The sequence below is a fragment of the Streptomyces sp. NBC_01497 genome (assembly GCF_036250695.1).
GTDB lineage: Bacteria > Actinomycetota > Actinomycetes > Streptomycetales > Streptomycetaceae > Streptomyces.
Window position 1 is genome coordinate 24,638 of record NZ_CP109428.1, and the last position, 19,201, is coordinate 43,838.

The window sequence follows — 19,201 nt, forward strand, 5'->3', positions numbered from 1 at the left end:
GCCCGACATGTCGGCCAACGCCGCGCACCAAATCGGCTATCGGGACGTGATGCGCCTGCCCCACACCGCGCGGCTCCTGTCCGGCAGCCTCATCGGCCGGCTGCCCGGCGCCATGATCCCCCTCGCCCTCCTGAGGGCAGAGCCCTCTCACGGCATCGCCTTCGCCAGCGTCCTGGCTTCCCTGTACCTGCTGTCCGCCGCGGTCGGAGGACCGCTCGTCAGCCGGCTGGTAGACCGATACGAACCGAGATGGGTCCTGTCCGCGACGTCCGCGGTGAGCAGCCTCGCGCTGCTGGCTCTGGTCTGCGGCCGGCAACAGACCATCGTAGGCGGCGCCGTGCTGATCGCCGGGGCCCTCGCGCCGCCGCTGGACGCCACGGTGCGGGCGCTGTGGCCGACCCTCACGCCCAGCGGTCACCATCTGCGCCGCATGCTCGCCCTGGACACCTCCGCGCAGGAACTCCTCTACATTGCAGGTCCTCTGCTGGTCGCCACCCCCGCTCTGGCGGCCGGTGCCGGGATGGCGTTCGTTGCGGACGCGGTGCTGAGCATGCTCGGCACCGCGCTGGTCCTCACCGCTGTTCCGGCACGACGCTTGGCCGCCTCCCGGACAGCAGTGCAGCGGACCGGCCCGTTACGCTCAGCCGATATTCGGCTGCTGTGCCTGGCGATGGTGTGCGCCGGCGGCCCCATCGGCGCTGTCACGGTCATCGCGCTCCGCGCGGCGAACCACATCGAGGCGCCAGCTCTCGCCAGCGCGCTGCCAGCTGCCCTGTCCGTGGGCGCTGTCGTAGGCGGGCTTCTGCACGGGCGCCGCACATGGCAAGCACACCCTCTGCAACAACTCACCGTGCTCTGCTCGCTGTTCGCCCTCGGTTGGCTTCCCTTCAGCGTTGCGCACGACCCGCTCGGCATCACCGCGACCACGTTTCTTGCGGGCCTGGCCATGGCTCCCCTCATCTCCGGCGCCTATCTCGCCGCCACGGAGCTCGCGCCGCCGGGCCACTCAGCCGAGACCAACGCGCTCGTGGCCTCGGCCCTGGGCATCGGATGCGCCCTGGGTACGGCGACCGCCGGCATCATCTCCAGCACCCTTCAACTGCCCGCAGCGGCCGCTGCCGCCACCGCAGCCGCACGCCGCAGGAAGGGAACAGCCGGACACGGACGAGGACGATCGCAATCTAAAAGGCACGCCTGACCACCGCTTTCCCCCAACGCTGAGAAACGGTGCACCCGCCAGTAGCTGCTCAGGGGATCGCGATCCGACACACGCTCGTCGCAGCCGCAAGGCCCCAAACTCACCCATTCCTGCCTCGAAAGGCCACCACCCCATGTCTGTCCATGCTCCGTCCATCAATCCGGCGTTCCTGGCTGACGTGCGCGACGGGCTGCTCGCCCGCCCGAAGTTCCTGTCGCCCACCTGGCTGTACGACACGGCCGGCAGTCGACTGTTCGAGGAAATCACACGGCTTCCCGAGTACTACCCCACGTCGGCCGAGACCGAAATCCTCACCGCGCACAGCTCCGACATCGCCCGCCGCACTCAGCCCACCACTCTCGTCGAGCTGGGCTCGGGATCCTCTACGAAGACCCGGCTGTTGATCGACGCGGCCCGGGCCGCCGGCCACCTCGCGCGTTACGTACCCGTCGACGTGTCCGAGGATGCCCTCATCGATGCCGCTCGCGCTCTCAAATCCGACTACCCGAACCTGAGCATCGAGCCGAAGATCGACGACTTCACCGGTCCTTTCCCTTTGCCAGCAGCATCACGACGCGTCATCGCCTTCCTCGGTGGAACATTCGGCAACCTCCTCCCCGATGCGCGGCATCGATTCCTGACCTCTCTCCGGGCCCAGATGAGTGCTGGCGACACGCTGCTTCTAGGCGCCGACCTGGTCAAGGAGTCCGCCGTGATCGTGCGTGCGTACGACGACGCCGCCGGGATCACCGCCGCGTTCAACGTCAACGTGCTGGTCCGCCTCAACCGCGAACTGGGATGCGACTTTGACATCCCAGCCTTCCAACACATCGCCCATTGGGACGTCGAGCACGAGTGGATCGAGATGCGGCTGCGCTCCCTCAAGGCCCAGACCGTACGCGTGCCTGCCCTCGGCCTCACCGTCGCCTTCGACGCAGACGAAGAGCTGCGCACGGAGATATCTGCGAAATTCCGGCCGGCCAGGCTCGCCGCAGAACTCTCTGCGGCCGGACTGCCGGTGCAGGGGTGGTGGACGGACCACGCCACCCGCTACGGCGTCGCGCTCGCCGGTCTGCACGTCTGAGTCGATCACCAGGAGGACCTGTGCCAGCCCTCGCAGCTACCCGTCCCGACGTGCTGGGTGACTTCCTGCGCGCCTCCCGGGCCCGCCTCACCCGTGCGGACGCCGGGCTACCGTCCCTGCTTCGACCCCGCCGTGGCCCTCGCACACCGGGACTGACCCAGAGCGAAGTAGACCAGCTCATCGCCCTGCGCGGTGGCGAGGCGGGTGTTGACGCCTTCCAGCGCTTCGAGAGCGGCCGATGGGCGAGCCCGCCGGAACATTACGTCGATCACGTCGTAGCGGTCCTGCAGATGGATAACCGCCAAAGGGCCCTGCTTTATGCCATTGTCTACCGCAAACAGCCCTCGCCCGCTCCCGCCGACACGCGGCCAGCTGTGAGCGCACTGTGGCGGCAGATCATCAATTCCCAACACGACAGCATCGCCTTGATCACTGACCACCGCGGTGACGTCCTCCACCACAACGACGGCTTCGCGACCATGAGCCCCCATACTCCGCCGCACAACGTCTTCCGCTGGACGCTCCTTTCCCCCGAAGCGCGCGAGGGCACGCTGCGGGACTGGGCCGGCACCTGGGCACAGGCCGCTGCCTTCCACCTCCAGCTCTCCCAGCTGACCCATCCCGACGACACGCGCCTCACCGACCTCGTCAGCGAGGTCGTCTGCGACCCAATCGCCGGCCCGCTGTACGCACGAGTCGACCACACCCGAGCGTTCGCCGCCGAAACCTGGCGCCTACAGCACGCCCAATGGGGACCCGGATATGTCCAGATGGCGTCCGCCCAGCCCTCCAGCTCACACCCCACCACCGTCGTGTTCATGCCCTTCCACGGCACCCGATTGTGACCCCGGCGCCCCGACCCGAGGCCATGGCGCCGTGCGCGCTCTCCTCCTCTCCGGCTCCGGCAGATCGGGCGCGAGCCGCCCCAGCTGCCAAATCCACGTCACCGCAACGAGACAGGCGTACACATGAGCGACCACCCCTACGTCCGCGACCCACTCGACACGGACCCGCTGCGTAAGCAGAAAGCACTCCAAGCGGCCAGGGCCGCCGTACGAGTCGACGTCCTCGGCGAACAGGCGTGGGCGATAACCTCGCCCGACCTCCTTGACGACCCGCAGCTGTCCCCGCACATGCCCAAGGACCCTAAGGGCTGTCCCGTAACTCTGGGCACCGCTTGCCGATGTCCGGTTCGATCTACCTGGTCAGGATCCGGCTTAGGCCGCGATTCGGGGCGCGACCGCACAATAAGATCTTCCTGTGGTGACCTACCGACCCCTGCCCTGAGTAACGGGACAACGCCTAGGCAGCACTGGCCCCACTACTCCACCGTGCCCGACAGCCGCGCCGCCGACGGAGTCATACGTCTGCAAGGCAGAGGCCATTGACGAGCCGCTGACAGTGAGGCGTTGACAGCGAATACCTTCGTGGCCGCGTAGAACCGCACCTGGCGGCAGCTCCCGCCGACGTTCGGCCTGCCCGGCCCACGCCGTAAGGCCGGGACCGCGTCTGGACCGGGCTCTACCGCGTCGTCCTCGACGAACTCGGCATCCGGGGCGACCTTGCTCACCGACTACCGTCGGCTGGACTACCGCTGCGAACGCCATCTGCGCAGTTGCCAACCGTGTGCTGCTAAAAGTACTTCCGCAACCTGCAGGGCTTCGGCGTAGTTCGGTGTCGTCCGTTTTGATCATGTGAGGCCGAGGAGGGCGAGGGGTCGGGTGTGGTCTCGGGCTGCCCGTCGGAGGCCGGCGGCGATGTTGCGGATGCCGGCGAGGCGGAGGGCTCCGATCGCGAGGTTTCTGCAGGTGGCCATTGCTCGGGGTGCGTTTCCGGTCCGCACCTGGGAGGCGTCCTCGGTGAAGGTGACGTCCCTGACGTGGTGCAGGGCCTCGACGGTCCAGTGTCCTCGGATCAGTCGGGTGAGTTGAGCCGGGCCGGCCTGCCCGGCGGTGAGGCTGGTGACCGCGTAGACGGTCTTGAGACTGATCTTCCCGGTCTTGCGGTCCACGCGGCGACGGACGATCTGGACGGCCTGACGGGCCCCGGGGAAGAGCAGGTTGCTCACCGTGCAGACCTTCAACCGGCGGATCTCATGACGGCCGTGACCGGTCGAACGAGTCCTGTCCTGCAGCGGAATCCGCTTCCAGGGAAGGGACTTGAGCTGCTTGCGAAGCTTCTTCGTGTTGCGCTTCACGATCACGATGTAGTGAGCCTGCCGGTCGAGCAGGTAGACGGCGTGGGCATGCTGGGTGTGCATCGCGTCGCTGGTGACCGTGTCGGCCAGGTCCTCGAGGGTGTCGAGCAGAGGCTGGAATCGGGTGATCTCGTTGGTCTTCTCACCGACGTCCATCTGGGCGAGGACCAGTGCGCTCACGTGGTCGCAGGCGGCCAGGAGGTGGATCTTCCGTCCCTTCGCGCGGGCAGCACCCCGCAGCGACTTCCCGTCGACCGCCAGTCCCCGCAGTCCTTCCTTTCCGCTCTGCCGGTCCGCGAGCCAGGCTCCGACCGCGTGGTCCAAGGCGTCCGCGTCAACTCTGGCCAGCAGCCGCCGGATCGTGGATTCCGCGGGCCAGGACCGTTTCCGTTTCGGCACCAGTGGGTCGATGACCGTGCCGAGCCGTTCCAGCAGGGCCGGCGGTGCGTCGGACACCCATTCACCCACCGCGAGCAGGGATCTCGCTCCGGCGAGGACCGCGCAGGCCGTCAGCGCGAGGAGCGTAACGAGCGGATGCCGAACTCCCCGCGAATCACGCGGGTCCGGGACCTGCGCGAGGCGTTCCAGCAAATCCGGAAGCTCGCTCCCGGACACTTCCGGATGCGGCCTGAGCTGGTCAAAGACAGGGGAGATCAGAGAAGATGCAGCGGCAGGCACGGGCAGTCCAAGGTCACAGAGCGTAGAGAACTCCATGATCATGGACGTCCGTGCCTGTGCTGTATCCAACCCTGCCCAACGCGACGAGACGTCAGCAACCGGGCGTCAGCCGACTACGCCGAAGCCCTGCCGCAACCTGGCTGTACAGGACACGGCTTAACGTCGACGAGATCCCGGGTCCCTCCCCTGCGAGGGTTTCGTATACTTGCCCGGCCCGGGCACATTGGGTATAGGCCGCGCACCGCTGCGCGAGCCCCCCGGGGCGAGACCGCTTTGCTGGTTGAAAGCTGCAGGCCGCCGCGAGGCGGGAAAAACCGGGCTGCCGTCAGAGGGTCCTTGCGGAGGCCTGGTCCAACGGTCCGCCTGGGCGATCCGCGCCGCGGATCGCGTAGAGGGCGGATGGCCCTCCCACTGCACCGGCCCCCGAACCGCATTCCCACTCGAATCATAATTAGGATTAACATACCCCCTTACAGTCTTCAAATGCTCTATTCGCCCTGCATATGTTTTCGCGTCAAGCGCGGCCTGCGGTCCATCCCTCTTCATTCTGAAGTTATGTTCCTCTTGCATCTTAATCCTATCCCTCTCCTGCGATTCAATAGCCCATTGAGTATGCTCCTCACCGCCTAGATAACTACTGAGCTGCGTGTAAAATTGGTCAGCCGTCTGTTCTTTGCCACTACTATTAAATTGGGCCTCTCGTCGAGAACTCCTCCCCCCGCCCGAAGTGTCACCCCTAGGCGCCGAGCTGTTTAGATAGGCCCCGTTGGCCTGTCCGTTGTCCATGAGCTACTCCTGATTTGGCGGATGGATTTTCGCGACTCGTCGTCTCTCACGCCTCATCGCACCGCACAGCCGACCACGCAACCGAGGCCGCCTGCACCCTCCTTTCCATGGTCAACGTGGAGGCGTGGGACTTGGTTCAAACGGCGGTCCGTTAGGGCGCGTGTCGGAAGTGCTCCAGGTTGGCTGACGTGAGTGAGTCGGGACAGGGGTACCGATACGTTGGACCGGAAGAACTCGAGCCGGTCCTTCCTGGCCTCGATCATTCATGAGCACTCGTCGGTTCGCTGACGGGGACTCTGTGCTCGCGAGGTGCGGAATTGCGCGGGCTGGGTCAGCAGGTTGGCGACCCGGCTGTCGCGTCGGGTGGATGCCGAGTCCCACGGCTACGAGATGTTGCCGTGGCTCGTCGGGACGGCCGGAGTTACCGGTCAACCGGGGTTCGGCGGGGCTGTGATTCGCTGGATCGCGCTACCCACCGGCCGCTGCATCTTTACGACGGCCGTGAAGGCGAGGACCTGGCGGCTTGGCTTTGCGGCCACCCCGAGGTCAAGGTGATCTGCCGGGACCGCTCCAACGGTTACGGCGAAGGCGCACGGGTTGGAGCGCCCCAGGCCCAGCAGGTAGACGACCGGTATCACCTGTAGGCCAACCTCGGTCAGGCCGTCGAAAAGAGTGTGAACGCCCATCGCTCCCGCCTGGCCGAACCGGCTCCAGACGACACTGTCGACCAGCTGAGGATGGAGCCTGCAGTGGTCCAGTCGCCGAACGAGCCGAAGATCGTGACACAGCTGCGGGAACAGCACCCCACCGCCCACGAAATCTGGGAGCAGATATGTCGAAGGCGGCGATCGGCCGGAAACTCGGCCTGTACCAGGCCACCATCCGCAAGCCGGTCAACACCCGCTCCGCCGATGACGTCGTCGCCAAGAGCATGCAGCGGGTGCACGTCGTCGACCCGTACATCGATTACCTGCACCGACGCTGGAATGAAGGCGCCAGAAACGCCGCCCAGCTCTGCCGGGGGATCCAAGGCCTCGGTTATCCCGGCGGCGAGTTGGCCATCCAACGTCACCTGCGGCGCTACCGGACCGGACACGGTCGTGCGCCCGCTCCCGGTTCCAAGCCTCCCTCAGTCCGTGAGGTCACTTCCCGGATCATGACGCACCTCGAGCACCTCCGAGACGAAGTCGCGGACAAGCCGCACCGTCTGCGCGAGCGGGATGCCGAGCTGAACCGGCTTACCGGCCACGTCCGGAAGTTCGCCGTGATGATGACCGGCCGCCACGGCGACCGACTCGAGGACTGGATCACCGACGCCGAACAGGACACCCCGGTCCCGCTCGCGGCCTTTGCCCGCAACCCCCGGCGCGACCTCGCTGCCGTGCGCAACGGTCTCACTCTGCCCTACAGTTCCGGCGCCGTCGAAGGCAACGCCAGCCGGCTGAAGATGCTGAAACGCCAGATGTTCGGGCAGGCTGGCCTCGATCTTCCTCGCAAACGCGGCCTGATCGTTCGTTGAGTCCCGACCACCTGGATCACGAGATCGTCGACAGAACCCGGATCTTCACGTGGATCGCGTCGATGAACACGGGCGGATAGAGGGCATCGAGGAGCCGGCTCTGCCACTCGGCCCTCACATCCAGGACCCTGTCGGTGATCGTGGGGATCGTCTGGCGGGATATGTCGGCGCCATAGACCTCCACGAGGTGAGCCTGGACCTCACCGGCGGTCAGGCCCTTCGCAGCGAGCGAGATAACCATCTCCTCAACGCCGGTCGGGCGCATCTGCCGCTTCTTGACGATCCGCGGCTCGAAGCTGCCTTCCCGATCGCGGGGAACGGCAACCTCCACCGGGCCGGCGTCGGTGAGCACGGACTTGGCGCGGGTGCCGTTGCGTGAGTTGCCGCCGTTCTTCCCGGCCGGATCGTGCTTTTCATAGCCGAGGTGGTCGGTGATCTCGCCCTCGAGAGCGGACTCCAGGAGCCGCTTCGTCAGCTGCTGGAGCAGCCCGCCCTCGCCGGTCAGCTGAAGGCCCTCGGCCTGAGCCCGGCCCACCAACCCGTCGATCATCCGGTCGTCCACGACTTCGCTGGCGCCGCTTCAGACTGCTCGACGGACTCGGCCTCGGGCGTGTTGTTGCTGGTCACCGGTGCATCTTCCTTGACCGGGAGTTACACCGAACGTTTTTTACAGTCCCGCTTACGGGTCGAAGGCTGACGACAACGGCCATGCGACACCCTGCGGACTGCCGGGATCTGCCCACCCCGCTGGCTCCTCTCCCTGGCGCAGCTGCACGAGGGCTGGGGGGATTCTTCCACCGTGACGAACCGTGAAGCGATTTAGTCCGTCGTTGTCTGTGCGGGCATGTAGGCGTTCCGCAGCTTGCCTGCCTGATGTAAGACGCCGCGCGGCACCTGACGCCACCCGTACCCGGCAAGTCGCGGCTAAGTCGTCCCGTCCAGGTTGCGCCCTTGCTTGTGGCGATGCAGGGAGGCCAAAGGTGTGCAACGCGCCAATCGAGACACGAAACGAAGAGGAAGTTAAGTGCCGGATCATCCGAGCAGCGAAAATCATCAAAGTGGCAGCGATTCGGACACTAGCTACAAGAGTGCACGCACAAGCCACGACACGACGTGGTCCAGTGGGAGCCGATGGACCACGTCGGAAATCAGGACCCGCACCTCCCGCGAAAGCCGCACTCATCCGCAACCCAATCCCATGCAGTCACGAGCGGCAGCCCAGCCTAACCGCACCCAGCGTCCTGGCCAGGTCTCCAGCGCGGACAAACGTGAAAGCGTCATCAACTCAGCTTCACTCGGCCTTCAGTCTGCAGGTATAGCTCTCAATAACGCAAAACTCCCAAAGGCAGGAAACCCCGTCTACGGGGCAGGGGTGGTTCTTAGCGGCTTTGGAGCAGCACAAGAAGTAGTCAGCGAACTACGAAGCCCGACCCCAGACCATAGGCACACGCTGACTAACTCCTTGAAGATCGCCGGCGCAGCGGGATACGGCGCTGGCGCAGGTCTCGGCTACATCAGCCCCAAAACAGGAAACATCTTGCAGATTACTGGCTCGGGATTGCAATCTCTTGGAAACCTGGGACGCGCTTGGGAAGACCACCACGAGCAGCATGCCGATAATGGTCAACCGAGGGTGACGTCGGCAGGCCCGCGGAGCGCGGACCTGCAGGGAGATGAACCAATTCTGCCAATGCATCATTCCACGAATTCATCTAGCACCCCTGCGGCACTGCCCCTTCCTTCCCCCAATTCAAAAATGAAGACAAGTAGACGGAAGTAACAGCCCGGCAGGGCTGCAAGGGCGGCCACCCCGGGCACATCTATCATTACATTCAATTCGGGATACCACAAGAAACTCAGAGCGCCATGACTACCTGACAAGCGTAAATCGCCAGCCCGAGAGTCATGCCATCTTATCCACCCCCGCGCTGGCCAACCCAATTACGCTCTCGTTGATTCGATGGTCACACTTCCGCGACAGTACCGCGTTCTCGGGCCGTCCAGCCTGGTCACCTGAGCCCAGAATTCACTTCAGACCTCCCGGAAAACGTTCGAGGATTCCACTTGCGATCCTCCGGTAAGGTCAGTCGAGTTCTCAGCCCTGTTCCGTAGTCAGTGGTGACGGTAGGTGACAGCTGTCGTCGAGCTGGTATACGAGATGCCAACGCCCCTGTAACACCGGCGTTTCTAGGGCTCTTGGTGCTGGTCATCGCGGATGCGGCGGATGTCGGTGGAGTGATCCGGATGATCGCCCGGGCCCGGGATGTCCGGCGCCCTGCCCGTTGCGCGGGGCCCTAACGGGAAAAGTACACGGCTATCACGTCCGGACGGTGGCGGATGTCCCCATGGACGGCCGGTCGTGGCTCGCGTCCGGGCGCGGCGCCTGGCTTGTCGGCAGCAGACCCTCTGAACAAGTTCCCGGGCTGATCAAGCGCCTTCAACGCCACACCAGGCGTCTGACCACGCGGGTCTCGGGGGTTGCCAAGGAGTCAGGCGGCTGGGTGGCCTCCCGTCTCACCCCGTTTATGGCTACGTCCCTCCCTTGTGCCGCCGCCTTGCGCCTACTGCGGCGCATCCCCCTCCGACGGTGTGCGCCTCATGGGTGATCGGGGCCAACGACCCCGCCCCGTGCCACTGCCACTGCCACTGCCACTGCCACTGCCACTGCCAACGACCCTCATTGACGCCGAGACCGGGGAACGCGCCATCCCCTGCCCGACCATGAGGCCGCCACCTTCGCGGCGTAACTGCGCACGCAGAAGGGGGCTGAGGCCGTGTGCCGAGACGGCTCGGCCGCCTACGCCAAGCCAATCCGCCGAACACCGCGTGACGCGGTGCAGATCAGCGACCGCCGGCACCCCTGGGGCAACCTGCGCGACGAGGTCCTGGTTGAGGTCCGCACCCACGCCCCTTGCTGGGCCACCATCAACCCGCACCGTCCCGGCCGTCGTCCGCGTGCAGGCCACCCGCAAGCGCCGGCACACAATCCCCCCGACTCCGGCATCGGAATGCTCGACTGCCCCCGCAGACTGGGCCTCTCTCTGAACACCGTCAAGCCCTACGCCCGCATCCCTGAACCGTCCACCGACCGCATCACCCCACACGACCACCCGCCGGCATCGCTCCGACAACCCAGCCATCCCCCTCACCCACCCCCTGCACAAAATCAGGGAAGCGGACCACGCCAGCAGCCCCAACCCCCAGCCCGCTACAACAACCAGGACCGCGCCAAAGACCACCGCCCCCTCAAAACCCCGCCACCTCACCCACCCCGAGCACCCGCGGACCAAGGACACCAACCTGCTCCGCCCCTCACTACGACCTGACGCCAGACCACCCAGACCACTCCCTCATCCACAACCTCGCCGCCCCACCGACACCCTCCAGCGACAACAACCCTCCAAGCCCACCTAATGGATCCACCGGGCCCACAGCACAGACCCACCCCGCCCACACACCTACTGCAACAGCCTCCAACTCGACCCCGCCACAGCCAACACCGGCCTCACCCTGCCCTGGAGCAATGCCCCACCGAAGAGGTCACCACCCACACCAAACGGATCACACGGCAGATGCACGACCGTGCCGGATGCGAACTCCTCCCCCACCACATCTTGCTCAGCACATAGGCACTCAGCACCGCCACCGACTACGGAACAGAGCCGAACATTTCAGTCCCAGTTGATCCTGAGCAGTGGACTAGCCGTAGTAAGTGTCAGGAGCTTGGATTGCATCCCGGCCGAGGAGCCGGGCCTATAGAAGGAGTGAGTGTTCGTGGACTCGCAGCACGGGACCTCAAAAGGCAGTTCGGGGCAGGCGACGGGGTGGGATGAACTACTCCAAACGGCCAACAGGCGACAGCAGCAGATCCAGCGGTGGGCTCGAATGACCGACGAGGAGAAGGACACCGCCCGTCGTCGACTTTCTGAAGGGCATGAAAAGAGGAAGGCGGCTATGACCCCTGAGGACCATAAGAGGGAGAGGGATCGACGGTCTGAAGTGATGGTTAACCGGTGGGCTAACATGCCCGAAGAGAAGCGGGACCAGACTATTGCGGCGATGAGTGCGGCGCAAAAGAAGCGATACAACGACATGAGTCCTGAAGAACGCAATGCGCTTAAAGCTCAAAGGTCCGCAGCACAAGTGAGGCGATCGAACGAAATTCCCCCTCAAGAGCGCAAGGAGATAAAAGCTCAAAGGTCCGCAAAACAGAAGGCACGGAATAACGCTCCTGCGGATCCGGCCGCCACAGCCGCCACAGCCAGACTAGCGGCAGGAACACCCCAGTACAGCTGGATGAATCCAATTCCTTCCGGTTCATCTTCCTCGACGCCAGCTGGCCCCTCACGGCAGCCCACCAATCCGCGCCCCAACTCCAGTACGAGGAGGTGAACTTCTTTCGCCTCCATCAGTTGGTCATTGGTCCGGAACACCATTGCACTTAGACAGTGAGCTCGGGCGACACGCGGCTTACAGACCGGATCCCGCTGGCTTGAGCGTGGCCACTCCCCGAGCCTAGTTCGTTCTTCGCCGGGCGTAGGACGCATTGCAAAGCGGCGCCGCCATCAGGCCCAGCGTGAGTGCGGACAAGCTCCCGTTCAAGCCGACGAGCCGTTCACTTCACCCCCCTCAACCCACTGTGGGGACCAACGCGCAGAGGACTGCGGTCTTGACGTCGATCCCCAGCATGTACGTCATGGTCTTGGGAAGGGGTTCACCTGAAGGGCTTTCTCGATTCGGGCGGTCCGGAGTCCGCGCTGGTCGAGCACGGATCGGAACGAGGCGGCGAGGCTCGGGGCGATCCGCGTAGCTACGCTGGCCCTGGGGAAACGACGGACCGTTCATCCAGCATGGTAAAGACGTCCTCGACAAACTGCCCGACCACGCGCGGCGCCCACGGTCGTATCAGAGCCAGGGGCCGCCGACGCCCAGCCTTGCATATCCGGCCCCGGGGAAGTGAATGGTCCAAGGACTTGAGCAGGGCTGGGTAGTGCACTCTGAGGCCTAATGACCCAAGTCGGGGATGCGTCGGCGATAGACGGCAACTTCGTCAAGGACCTCATTGGCGGTCTTCGTCCAGATGATGGGCCAGGGGTATCCGTTCCAGCCGGCGAGCCGGCCGCAGACGTCACACCCAGGCTCTGGACGAAGCGGTGGACACTTCATCTGATCTCCTTCTGGGCCGGCTCGCCGAACCACCGCTCCACCAGGTTCAACAAGGACGAACTCACAGGCGTGAGGTGCGGGCGAAGGCGCGGACACGCCAATAGCCACCTCTTGATAACAGGCGTCTTGCGGCTGAGGTAGTTGTCCAAGATCGGGAGCACGCCGAGACCGATGGGAAGAGCCTTGTCGATCTTGACGAAGAACTGTCGCAACTCGCTGGCGCGATGGCGACGGTGCCGGGCGCCGATCACCTTGCCGATCGCAATCTCCAGGGACGCGAACAATGCGGCGGGTGCCGGCATAGACATAGCCGTGACTACAGGTTCGGGGACGCCGTAATCCACCGGCGGTACGGGTCAGGACCGGTCCAGAGCCTGGATCTGGAATTTCCCATCCACGCCCGGCAGCAACGCCTTCTCCAGCAGGTCCAAGGCAGAGGCCCCCACGTCACGCACCTTGTCGATGAAGAACAGGTCCGCAGGCCACTTGAAGGTCTGCCAGCGCCGCGGAGCGAGAGCGAACGCCCGCCAAATCCACGAGATGGCTGACTGCGGCATCCCGGTAGCCGGCTCCTTCAGCCACCTCGACCAGTGGGTGCCAATCTTCGACGTCCCCTCCGGCGTCTTGACGCTAACCCGCTCGACACTCCCGTCGCGATCTTCCGCACCGCACCGCACCGGAGCACGCCTCATCCGACAGGCCCTCCAAGCCACGCCCCACGAACCGCCACCGCCAGGAACGCACCGTGTCGCAGTCACCGACAGCCGCCGCGACGCCCCCAGGATCGAAGGCCCCTCGACACACGCCCAACGGCCCTTGAACGCTGGGCCAGGGCCTGCGTCGTCGTGCCACGGCACACCCACCCCTCCAGCACAACACGCTCAGCATCAGCCACCGACAACACCGATGGATCAGAACGAGGAGGCGCCGCGCCTCAAAATCCCCGCACAAAGTGGCGTCCCCATCGAACGCGAGACGGCTGGCCCCTCAGATCGTCGGCTCGCACCTGAACTCGGCAGCAGCGGCACTCGTCGTAGGCAGAGAGGCGGCCCGCCGGCCGCACACGAAAGGAACGCAGGCGACGGCACATGAGCAACACACAACCCAAGAAACCCGACAGCAAACAGTCCCCAAACCAACGCGACCCCGCGAACTCACCATTCAGCGACAACAGCTCACCCCGCTCCTCACCCCCGACCCACCACTTCGCACCCCCCAACTTGCAGACAAAACACCCCAGGAGCGCCTCCATAAGCTCGCAGGAGTCACAAGACTCACTGTTCGGCGAGTACAACTCACCCTCACCCCGGCCCCTCGCGCTCCCTCCCCAAAGGCCTGTACGACCTTGCCCACAAACACACCGCACAGCCGCTCCCACTGTTGACGTACCAAGCCCGAGCACATCCACCCACGCACCGCCAGCCCGCACGACAATGCCCCAAGAGCAACCCACCCACATCAACCGGACGTCCAAGAAGACCGGGCGGACCGCCTCCTACACAAACGAGGACATGGTCGCCGCGCTTGACAGTTACGTGAGCCAAGACCCTGACAGGCGTGGCGTCAGGCCCAGTATGAATTTGTACTATGACAATCTGCCTGTCGGCAGGTGGATGAATGATCTGAGCAGGAGGGGCCTTGTCGACCCTGACCACCTGATAGAGCTGACACTCAGCCGAAACGGATTCAATCCCCAAATCAACGAAGAGGGAAAGCTCGTAGGATTCAAATCTGACTATGCAAACGAGAAGGGTCGACCTTGCAAGGAGGTAAATCGAGGGAGGGTTAACAGTTTCCGCGAAAGCAACCAGACGGCCCGCACATTCGCAGGGGGGCGATACTTAAAATCTTGGATGGACCCTCAGAGCACAATAACTCAATCCCCGCCCCGCACAGTGCCTCAAACTCGAGGTTCTAGCGCAACCAGACCAGTCGGCAACTCCAACCCGTCGACCCCCAAACGCGGCAAGAAAAGCTAGCCCCGATCCTTCATGAGTCTCTGTCAGCAAGCTGACAGGGACTCTGTGTCTGTGTGGTGGGTCTTTTCGGGGTTAGGGCAGGTTGAGGGCCCGGTTGTCGCGTCGAGTGGGCGCCGGGTTCCACCTCGCCGGCGTGGTGATGCGGGTTGTCAGTATGGTCGACGTGGCTGGTCAGCCGGGGTTCGAGAGGCTGTGGAGCCTGTCGATCGCGCGGGTGATGATGTCGGTCCAGGGCCATCGGGCGGTGAAGCGGAGCCAGTGGCGGCGGCCGGTGGTGGCGAGCTGAGCGGCGGCGGCCGGTGGTGGTGAGCTGAGCAGCAGCGGAGAACAAGCGCAGGCGGAGCTTGTTCGGTTGCCAGCGGCGGGTTTGGCCGGTCAGGGCGAGCATTGGCATCCAGGCGAGGAGGTCGAGTGCGAGGGAGATGATCTCCAGCCAGATCCGCTTCTGGGCGGTGTCGTGCAGGGGCAGGTTGCGCAGGCCGGTGTGCCGGGCGCCTCGAATACGGTCCTCGTGGCGAGCCCGTCTGCGGTGGCGTGGTTCGAGGTCGGCGAGCTGACCGCCTTTGATATTGGTGGCGAACCAGGTCAGTCCGTCGAGGTCGGTGAACCGCAGGCGCTCCTTACGCACGATCAGCCGCATCCCCCTGGGCCAGCTACTCAGGTCGGGCATGTCGGTGATCTCCGCGACCCAGGAGCCGGGCCGCTCGGTGCCGCTGGCATCGTAGGCCGGCGTCCATCCCTTCTCCGGGATCTTCAGCACGGCCTGGTGGATGGTGTCGGTGTTGGTCATTCCGACGGAACACGACAGCCACCGTCCTGGCCTGGAGGGCCAGTCGGAGAAGGTGTGGGTGCCGCTGACGGAGTTGGTCCAGATCAGTGTCTGCCGTGCCCGCCGCAGGTGTTTCGGCTGTTGGGCCAGGCGAATTGGGCGGTTTCGATGTGGTCACTGGCGGTGTTGGAGCCCGCGTTGCCCGGCCGCAGCAAGGTGGCCATCGGCTCCCCGGGCCACCGCCCGCGGTTTGCGCTACGGCGCGAGCGCCGCCGATATCGCGTTGTCCAGAGCCCCTGATGACATGACTGTGAGCTTGGAAGCTCGTTGGGCTGTTCGTGGGAAAGAGGGGGTCACGTCCATGGACCGTCTCGGATGGACTGTGGTCGCCGGTCGAGCCGTTGTTACCTGTGCCAGGGCCGAAACTGGTGGCCGGTCCACCGAGAGTGCCTGACCGCCAGGCGCTGTGCGGGATCATGTTCGTGCTGCATACCGGCATCCAGTGGGAGTACTTGCCGCAGGAGCTAGGGTTCGGTTCGGGTTTGACGTGCTAGCGACGGGGCCGGAGTCTGGGACAGGCTCCACGTCGTGCTACTGACCAGGCTGCGAGCGGCCAAACAGCTCGACTCGTCGCGGGCGGTGATCGACTCCCTCATGTCCGGGCCGCTCGGCGCGGCCCAAAAGCGCCCCCAGCCCGGTCGACCGCGCGCGGCCGGACAGCAAGCACCACATCCTCGTCGACGGGCAGGGCACCCCGCTCCCAATGCCACTGACCGGCGGAAACCATGGGCGACGTCACCCAACTGATGCCCCTGCCTGCCAAAATTCCACCTGTCCCGGGGCTCGTGGGACGGCCACGTTGACGGTCTGACGTCCTGCTCGGCGACCGCGGTCACGACCACGACAAGTACCGTCGCTTGCTCTGGGCACAGGGCATCAAATCGGTCATCGCCCGCCACGGAGTGCCCCATGACTCCGGCCTCGGCGTTCACCGCTGGGTCGTCGAGCGCGCGATCGCCTGGTTCCACGGCTTCCGGCGCCTCCGAGTCCAGTGGGAACGACGCGACGACATCCACGAAGCATCCCTCGGCTTCGCCTCACATACCGCCACGTCCAACGTCCTCGTTACCTCTAGGTAGCCTAGCCATGATGCCTACAGGAGAACCTGCGCCACCCAGGCCCGTCGAGCCCACCACGATGCTGGAATACAGGGCAGCGAAGTACGGCCGCACTCCCATCCGCATCGGACGCTTCGAGCCGACGTCCCAGGTGTGCTCGCAGTGCGGCGTCAAGGACGGCCCCCAAGCCCCTGCACGTCCGCACGTGGACACGCGGGGCCTGCGACGCCCACCTGGACCGGGACATCAACGCGGCGGTCAACGCCGCCAAGGCCGCCGGACTGGCCGTATCAGCCTGCGGAGCGCGGGTAAGGCCCGTACTTGTCCCGGCACAGCGCGAAGAAACAGGAACCCACCCGAAGCCCCAGCCGGCGACCACCAGCAGGCAGACGGGAATCTCCCTCCTTCAGGGCGGAGAGGATGCCAATGCGGCACTGACTGGGCCGAGCGGACACACAACGTCGCCCGCGTCGATGACAGCAGCCAGCTACCCGCCAAGCGGCACGTCACCGACGACGCCCGGGCTACGAGATCCTTCTGGCCCTGCTGGTCGAGTACTGCGATAGCGAGGAAACCCCGGTTCCGGCCGCGACCGAAACCTCCGGCAACCTGCTCGTGACCGTGCGGCGGACTGGGAAGCAGCAGGCGTTCGCGATCAATCCGACAGCCGCCGCACGCTACCGCGACCGGCACTCCGTCTTCCAGCAAGGAGCCCGAGGCCGGCAACACCCCGCGAACATCCTGCGGACCGGCATGCACAGCCATCGGCTCCTCCCGAGGGCAGCGACCCCGGACAGGCCGTCGCCGTCCTCCCCGTGCTGGGCAGAACTCACTCCGGAACCAACAGCCGACCAACCAGCCTGCGTAAGCAGCTGCGCGAGTACGACCCTGCCGCTGTAGCGGCCTTCGATCCCCAACGCAACGGGTCTGCGCAGGCCCGAGGCCCGGAAACTGCAGGAGGCAGCCCCGACGCCAACCCGGGCCGCACGGCTCACCCGCACCGCCTGGAGGCCGTACTCAAACGAGCCGATCGCAAGCGGGCTTCCTCGCCGGCACGCACCTTCTCGACCAGGTGGCCGCCGCCCATCCCCAGGACCGCAAAGTCTGGGCAGACAGCGGCCACCACCTCGTCGAACACGCCACCGGACACGGCATCGCCATGGGAATCGCCCGGACCTGAGGAGTTCACGCTGATCCCGAAATGCTGGACCATCGAGCGGGCCTTCGGCTGGCTGGCGTTCCACCAGCGCCTGGCCTGAGCCTACGAAGCCCACCAGCCCGCTCCGAAGCCATGACTCGCCTCGCGATAACCGACCTGATGGCCCGCCGCTCACAGGAGAAACCACCACTTCTTGTCGGGAACCGTGCACCGTCGAATCAACAGCCCATTCCGGAGTGAAACATCAGAGAAAAGGGACTCTAACGGCTTCGGTCTGCGGTCCGAGCGCCCCCGCCTCCGTGGTGCTGGGCTGTCGTCGAGCTGCTTGAGCCTGTGGAACTCTGGTGATTGGAGGTCGTACCGGGGGCTTGCGTGTACGGGGGGAGCATATGCCCAGAGTATGCAGGAGTCGGGATGTATCCAGACATACCGGTAATGCGGGCGTCTTCAGCAACTCGTTGATTCGTGAAGGCACTCGCTGCTTGCATGCGTTGTCGATCGACGTTGTATTGAAAGTAAGGCGGACGCCCCGGAACCCTAGAATTCCGCATCGTCACGACCCTCTCATTTTGTAGTGCAACTAGAGCACTGCCAAAGACGGTGTTCCCCGCCTTGGAAGTGTTGATCGCTTCGGCTATGTTATCTGCGGTGAACTCCTGAGTCTGATATTTCTTCAGGTGGCTCTTGATATCAGCCTTATACTCTTCCAGGTTGCGCACGGCTACTCCTTCGATCATTGAGGCGGATTGATCCTTCAAACAACGCGACGTCCACGACGGCCACACGGTTCAGAGGCCGGGACGAGGCGTGCGCACGAGCTAAGACCGTGTCCTACATGGTGAGGTTGCGGAAGCGTTTGTAGCAGCGGATTGCGGCTGTCAGCCCAAGAAAGGCCAGGTAGTCGCGCGGGTGGCGTTCGTATCGGTGGTTCAGTCTGCGGTAGCCGGTCAGCCAGGACATGGTGCGCTCGATGACCCACCGTCGACGTCCTAATCGTTCGCTGGACTCGATGCCCTTGCGGGCAATGTGGACGCCGATGCGTTTCCCCCATAGCCATTTCCGCAGGTGAGGGACGTTGTACGCCTTGTCGGTCGGCGTGAAGACGTTGAGGCTTGGAGTCAGTCGCGTGGGGTTCGTATCCCATGTGGAAATGGGACGGCACCGGCTTCAGCCCAAGGCCGTCGTGGGTGCTGGCCGCGGGGAGGCCGACGCGTAAGGGCACTCCGTCCGCATCCGACAGGACATGCATTGTGGAACCGGGCTCACCCCGGTCCACGGGGCCCGGACCCGTAAGTTCGCCCCTTTTTTAGCGCGGACATGCGCGGAGTCAAGGACCGCGCGGGACAGGTCGACCAGGTCCATTTCGTCGAGGAGTTGGAGGACCCTCTGGTGCAGCCGGCCCCAGAACCCTGCCTTCGACCAGATGACGAACCGACGATGCACGGTCGACTTCGACGCACTGAAGCACGGTGGCAAGGAGCCTTTCCCAACCCGCCTCAGCAGTCTGCCGGTTGGCCTGACAACAGGGTGAAGCCCCTGGTAGATGGG

General features: G+C 64.9%; 10 protein-coding genes and 5 pseudogenes. 7 read left to right on the plus strand and 8 right to left on the minus strand.

The window, feature by feature from the left end; all coding sequences use genetic code 11:
- Positions 1-7 precede the first annotated feature (7 nt).
- Positions 8-1,198, plus strand: coding sequence for an MFS transporter (locus tag OG310_RS36195; protein ID WP_329460548.1), 1,191 nt, complete (start codon positions 8-10; stop codon positions 1,196-1,198).
- A gap of 133 nt (positions 1,199-1,331) precedes the next feature.
- Entirely contained in the window at positions 1,332-2,282 is a 951-nt protein-coding gene (egtD, locus tag OG310_RS36200) for an L-histidine N(alpha)-methyltransferase (protein ID WP_329460549.1), read from the plus strand.
- 107 nt (positions 2,283-2,389) lie between these two features.
- On the opposite strand, the gene OG310_RS36205 is transcribed toward egtD, so the two are convergent.
- Positions 2,390-2,587, minus strand: coding sequence for a hypothetical protein (locus OG310_RS36205; RefSeq protein WP_329460550.1), 198 nt, complete (start codon positions 2,585-2,587; stop codon positions 2,390-2,392).
- A gap of 69 nt (positions 2,588-2,656) precedes the next feature.
- On the opposite strand from OG310_RS36205, the gene OG310_RS36210 reads away from it, so the two are divergent.
- Positions 2,657-3,127, plus strand: a complete 471-nt coding sequence (locus tag OG310_RS36210) for an MmyB family transcriptional regulator (RefSeq protein WP_329460551.1) — start codon at positions 2,657-2,659, stop codon at positions 3,125-3,127.
- A gap of 845 nt (positions 3,128-3,972) precedes the next feature.
- On the opposite strand, the gene OG310_RS36215 is transcribed toward OG310_RS36210, so the two are convergent.
- Positions 3,973-5,193, minus strand: coding sequence for an ISAs1 family transposase (locus tag OG310_RS36215; RefSeq protein ID WP_443078930.1), 1,221 nt, complete (start codon positions 5,191-5,193; stop codon positions 3,973-3,975).
- A gap of 1,148 nt (positions 5,194-6,341) precedes the next feature.
- Between OG310_RS36215 and OG310_RS38685 the strand changes: the two genes are divergently transcribed.
- Positions 6,342-6,587 carry a transposase gene (locus tag OG310_RS38685; protein ID WP_443078931.1) on the plus strand — a complete coding sequence of 82 codons (246 nt, stop codon included), beginning with the start codon at positions 6,342-6,344 and terminating at the stop codon, positions 6,585-6,587.
- Positions 6,588-6,775: 188 nt separating this feature from the next.
- Positions 6,776-7,462, plus strand: coding sequence for a hypothetical protein (locus OG310_RS36220; RefSeq protein ID WP_329460553.1), 687 nt, complete (start codon positions 6,776-6,778; stop codon positions 7,460-7,462).
- 37 nt (positions 7,463-7,499) lie between these two features.
- On the opposite strand, the pseudogene OG310_RS36225 reads toward OG310_RS36220, so the two are convergent.
- The 4 genes and pseudogenes from OG310_RS36225 to OG310_RS36240 all read right to left on the minus strand — a co-directional run.
- A pseudogene (locus OG310_RS36225) lies at positions 7,500-8,089 on the minus strand (transposase); the annotation flags it as partial.
- A gap of 4,535 nt (positions 8,090-12,624) precedes the next feature.
- Positions 12,625-12,936 carry a hypothetical protein gene (locus OG310_RS36230; protein ID WP_329460554.1) on the minus strand — a complete coding sequence of 104 codons (312 nt, stop codon included), beginning with the start codon at positions 12,934-12,936 and terminating at the stop codon, positions 12,625-12,627.
- A 48-nt stretch (positions 12,937-12,984) separates the two neighbouring features.
- Positions 12,985-13,185: a hypothetical protein gene (locus tag OG310_RS36235; RefSeq protein ID WP_329460555.1), complete on the minus strand. Its 201-nt coding sequence runs from the start codon at positions 13,183-13,185 to the stop codon at positions 12,985-12,987.
- A 1,593-nt stretch (positions 13,186-14,778) separates the two neighbouring features.
- Positions 14,779-15,609 (minus strand): annotated as a pseudogene (locus OG310_RS36240) (transposase); the annotation flags it as partial.
- Positions 15,610-15,714: 105 nt separating this feature from the next.
- Between OG310_RS36240 and OG310_RS36245 the strand changes: the two are divergent.
- Positions 15,715-16,515, plus strand: a pseudogene (locus OG310_RS36245) (IS5 family transposase).
- 55 nt (positions 16,516-16,570) lie between these two features.
- A pseudogene (locus OG310_RS36250) lies at positions 16,571-16,865 on the plus strand (zinc ribbon domain-containing protein); the annotation flags it as partial.
- A gap of 620 nt (positions 16,866-17,485) precedes the next feature.
- On the opposite strand, the gene OG310_RS36255 reads toward OG310_RS36250, so the two are convergent.
- Positions 17,486-17,707 carry a hypothetical protein gene (locus OG310_RS36255; protein WP_329460556.1) on the minus strand — a complete coding sequence of 74 codons (222 nt, stop codon included), beginning with the start codon at positions 17,705-17,707 and terminating at the stop codon, positions 17,486-17,488.
- A gap of 777 nt (positions 17,708-18,484) precedes the next feature.
- Positions 18,485-19,132: pseudogene (locus tag OG310_RS36260) on the minus strand (IS5 family transposase); the annotation flags it as partial.
- Positions 19,133-19,201 lie beyond the last annotated feature (69 nt).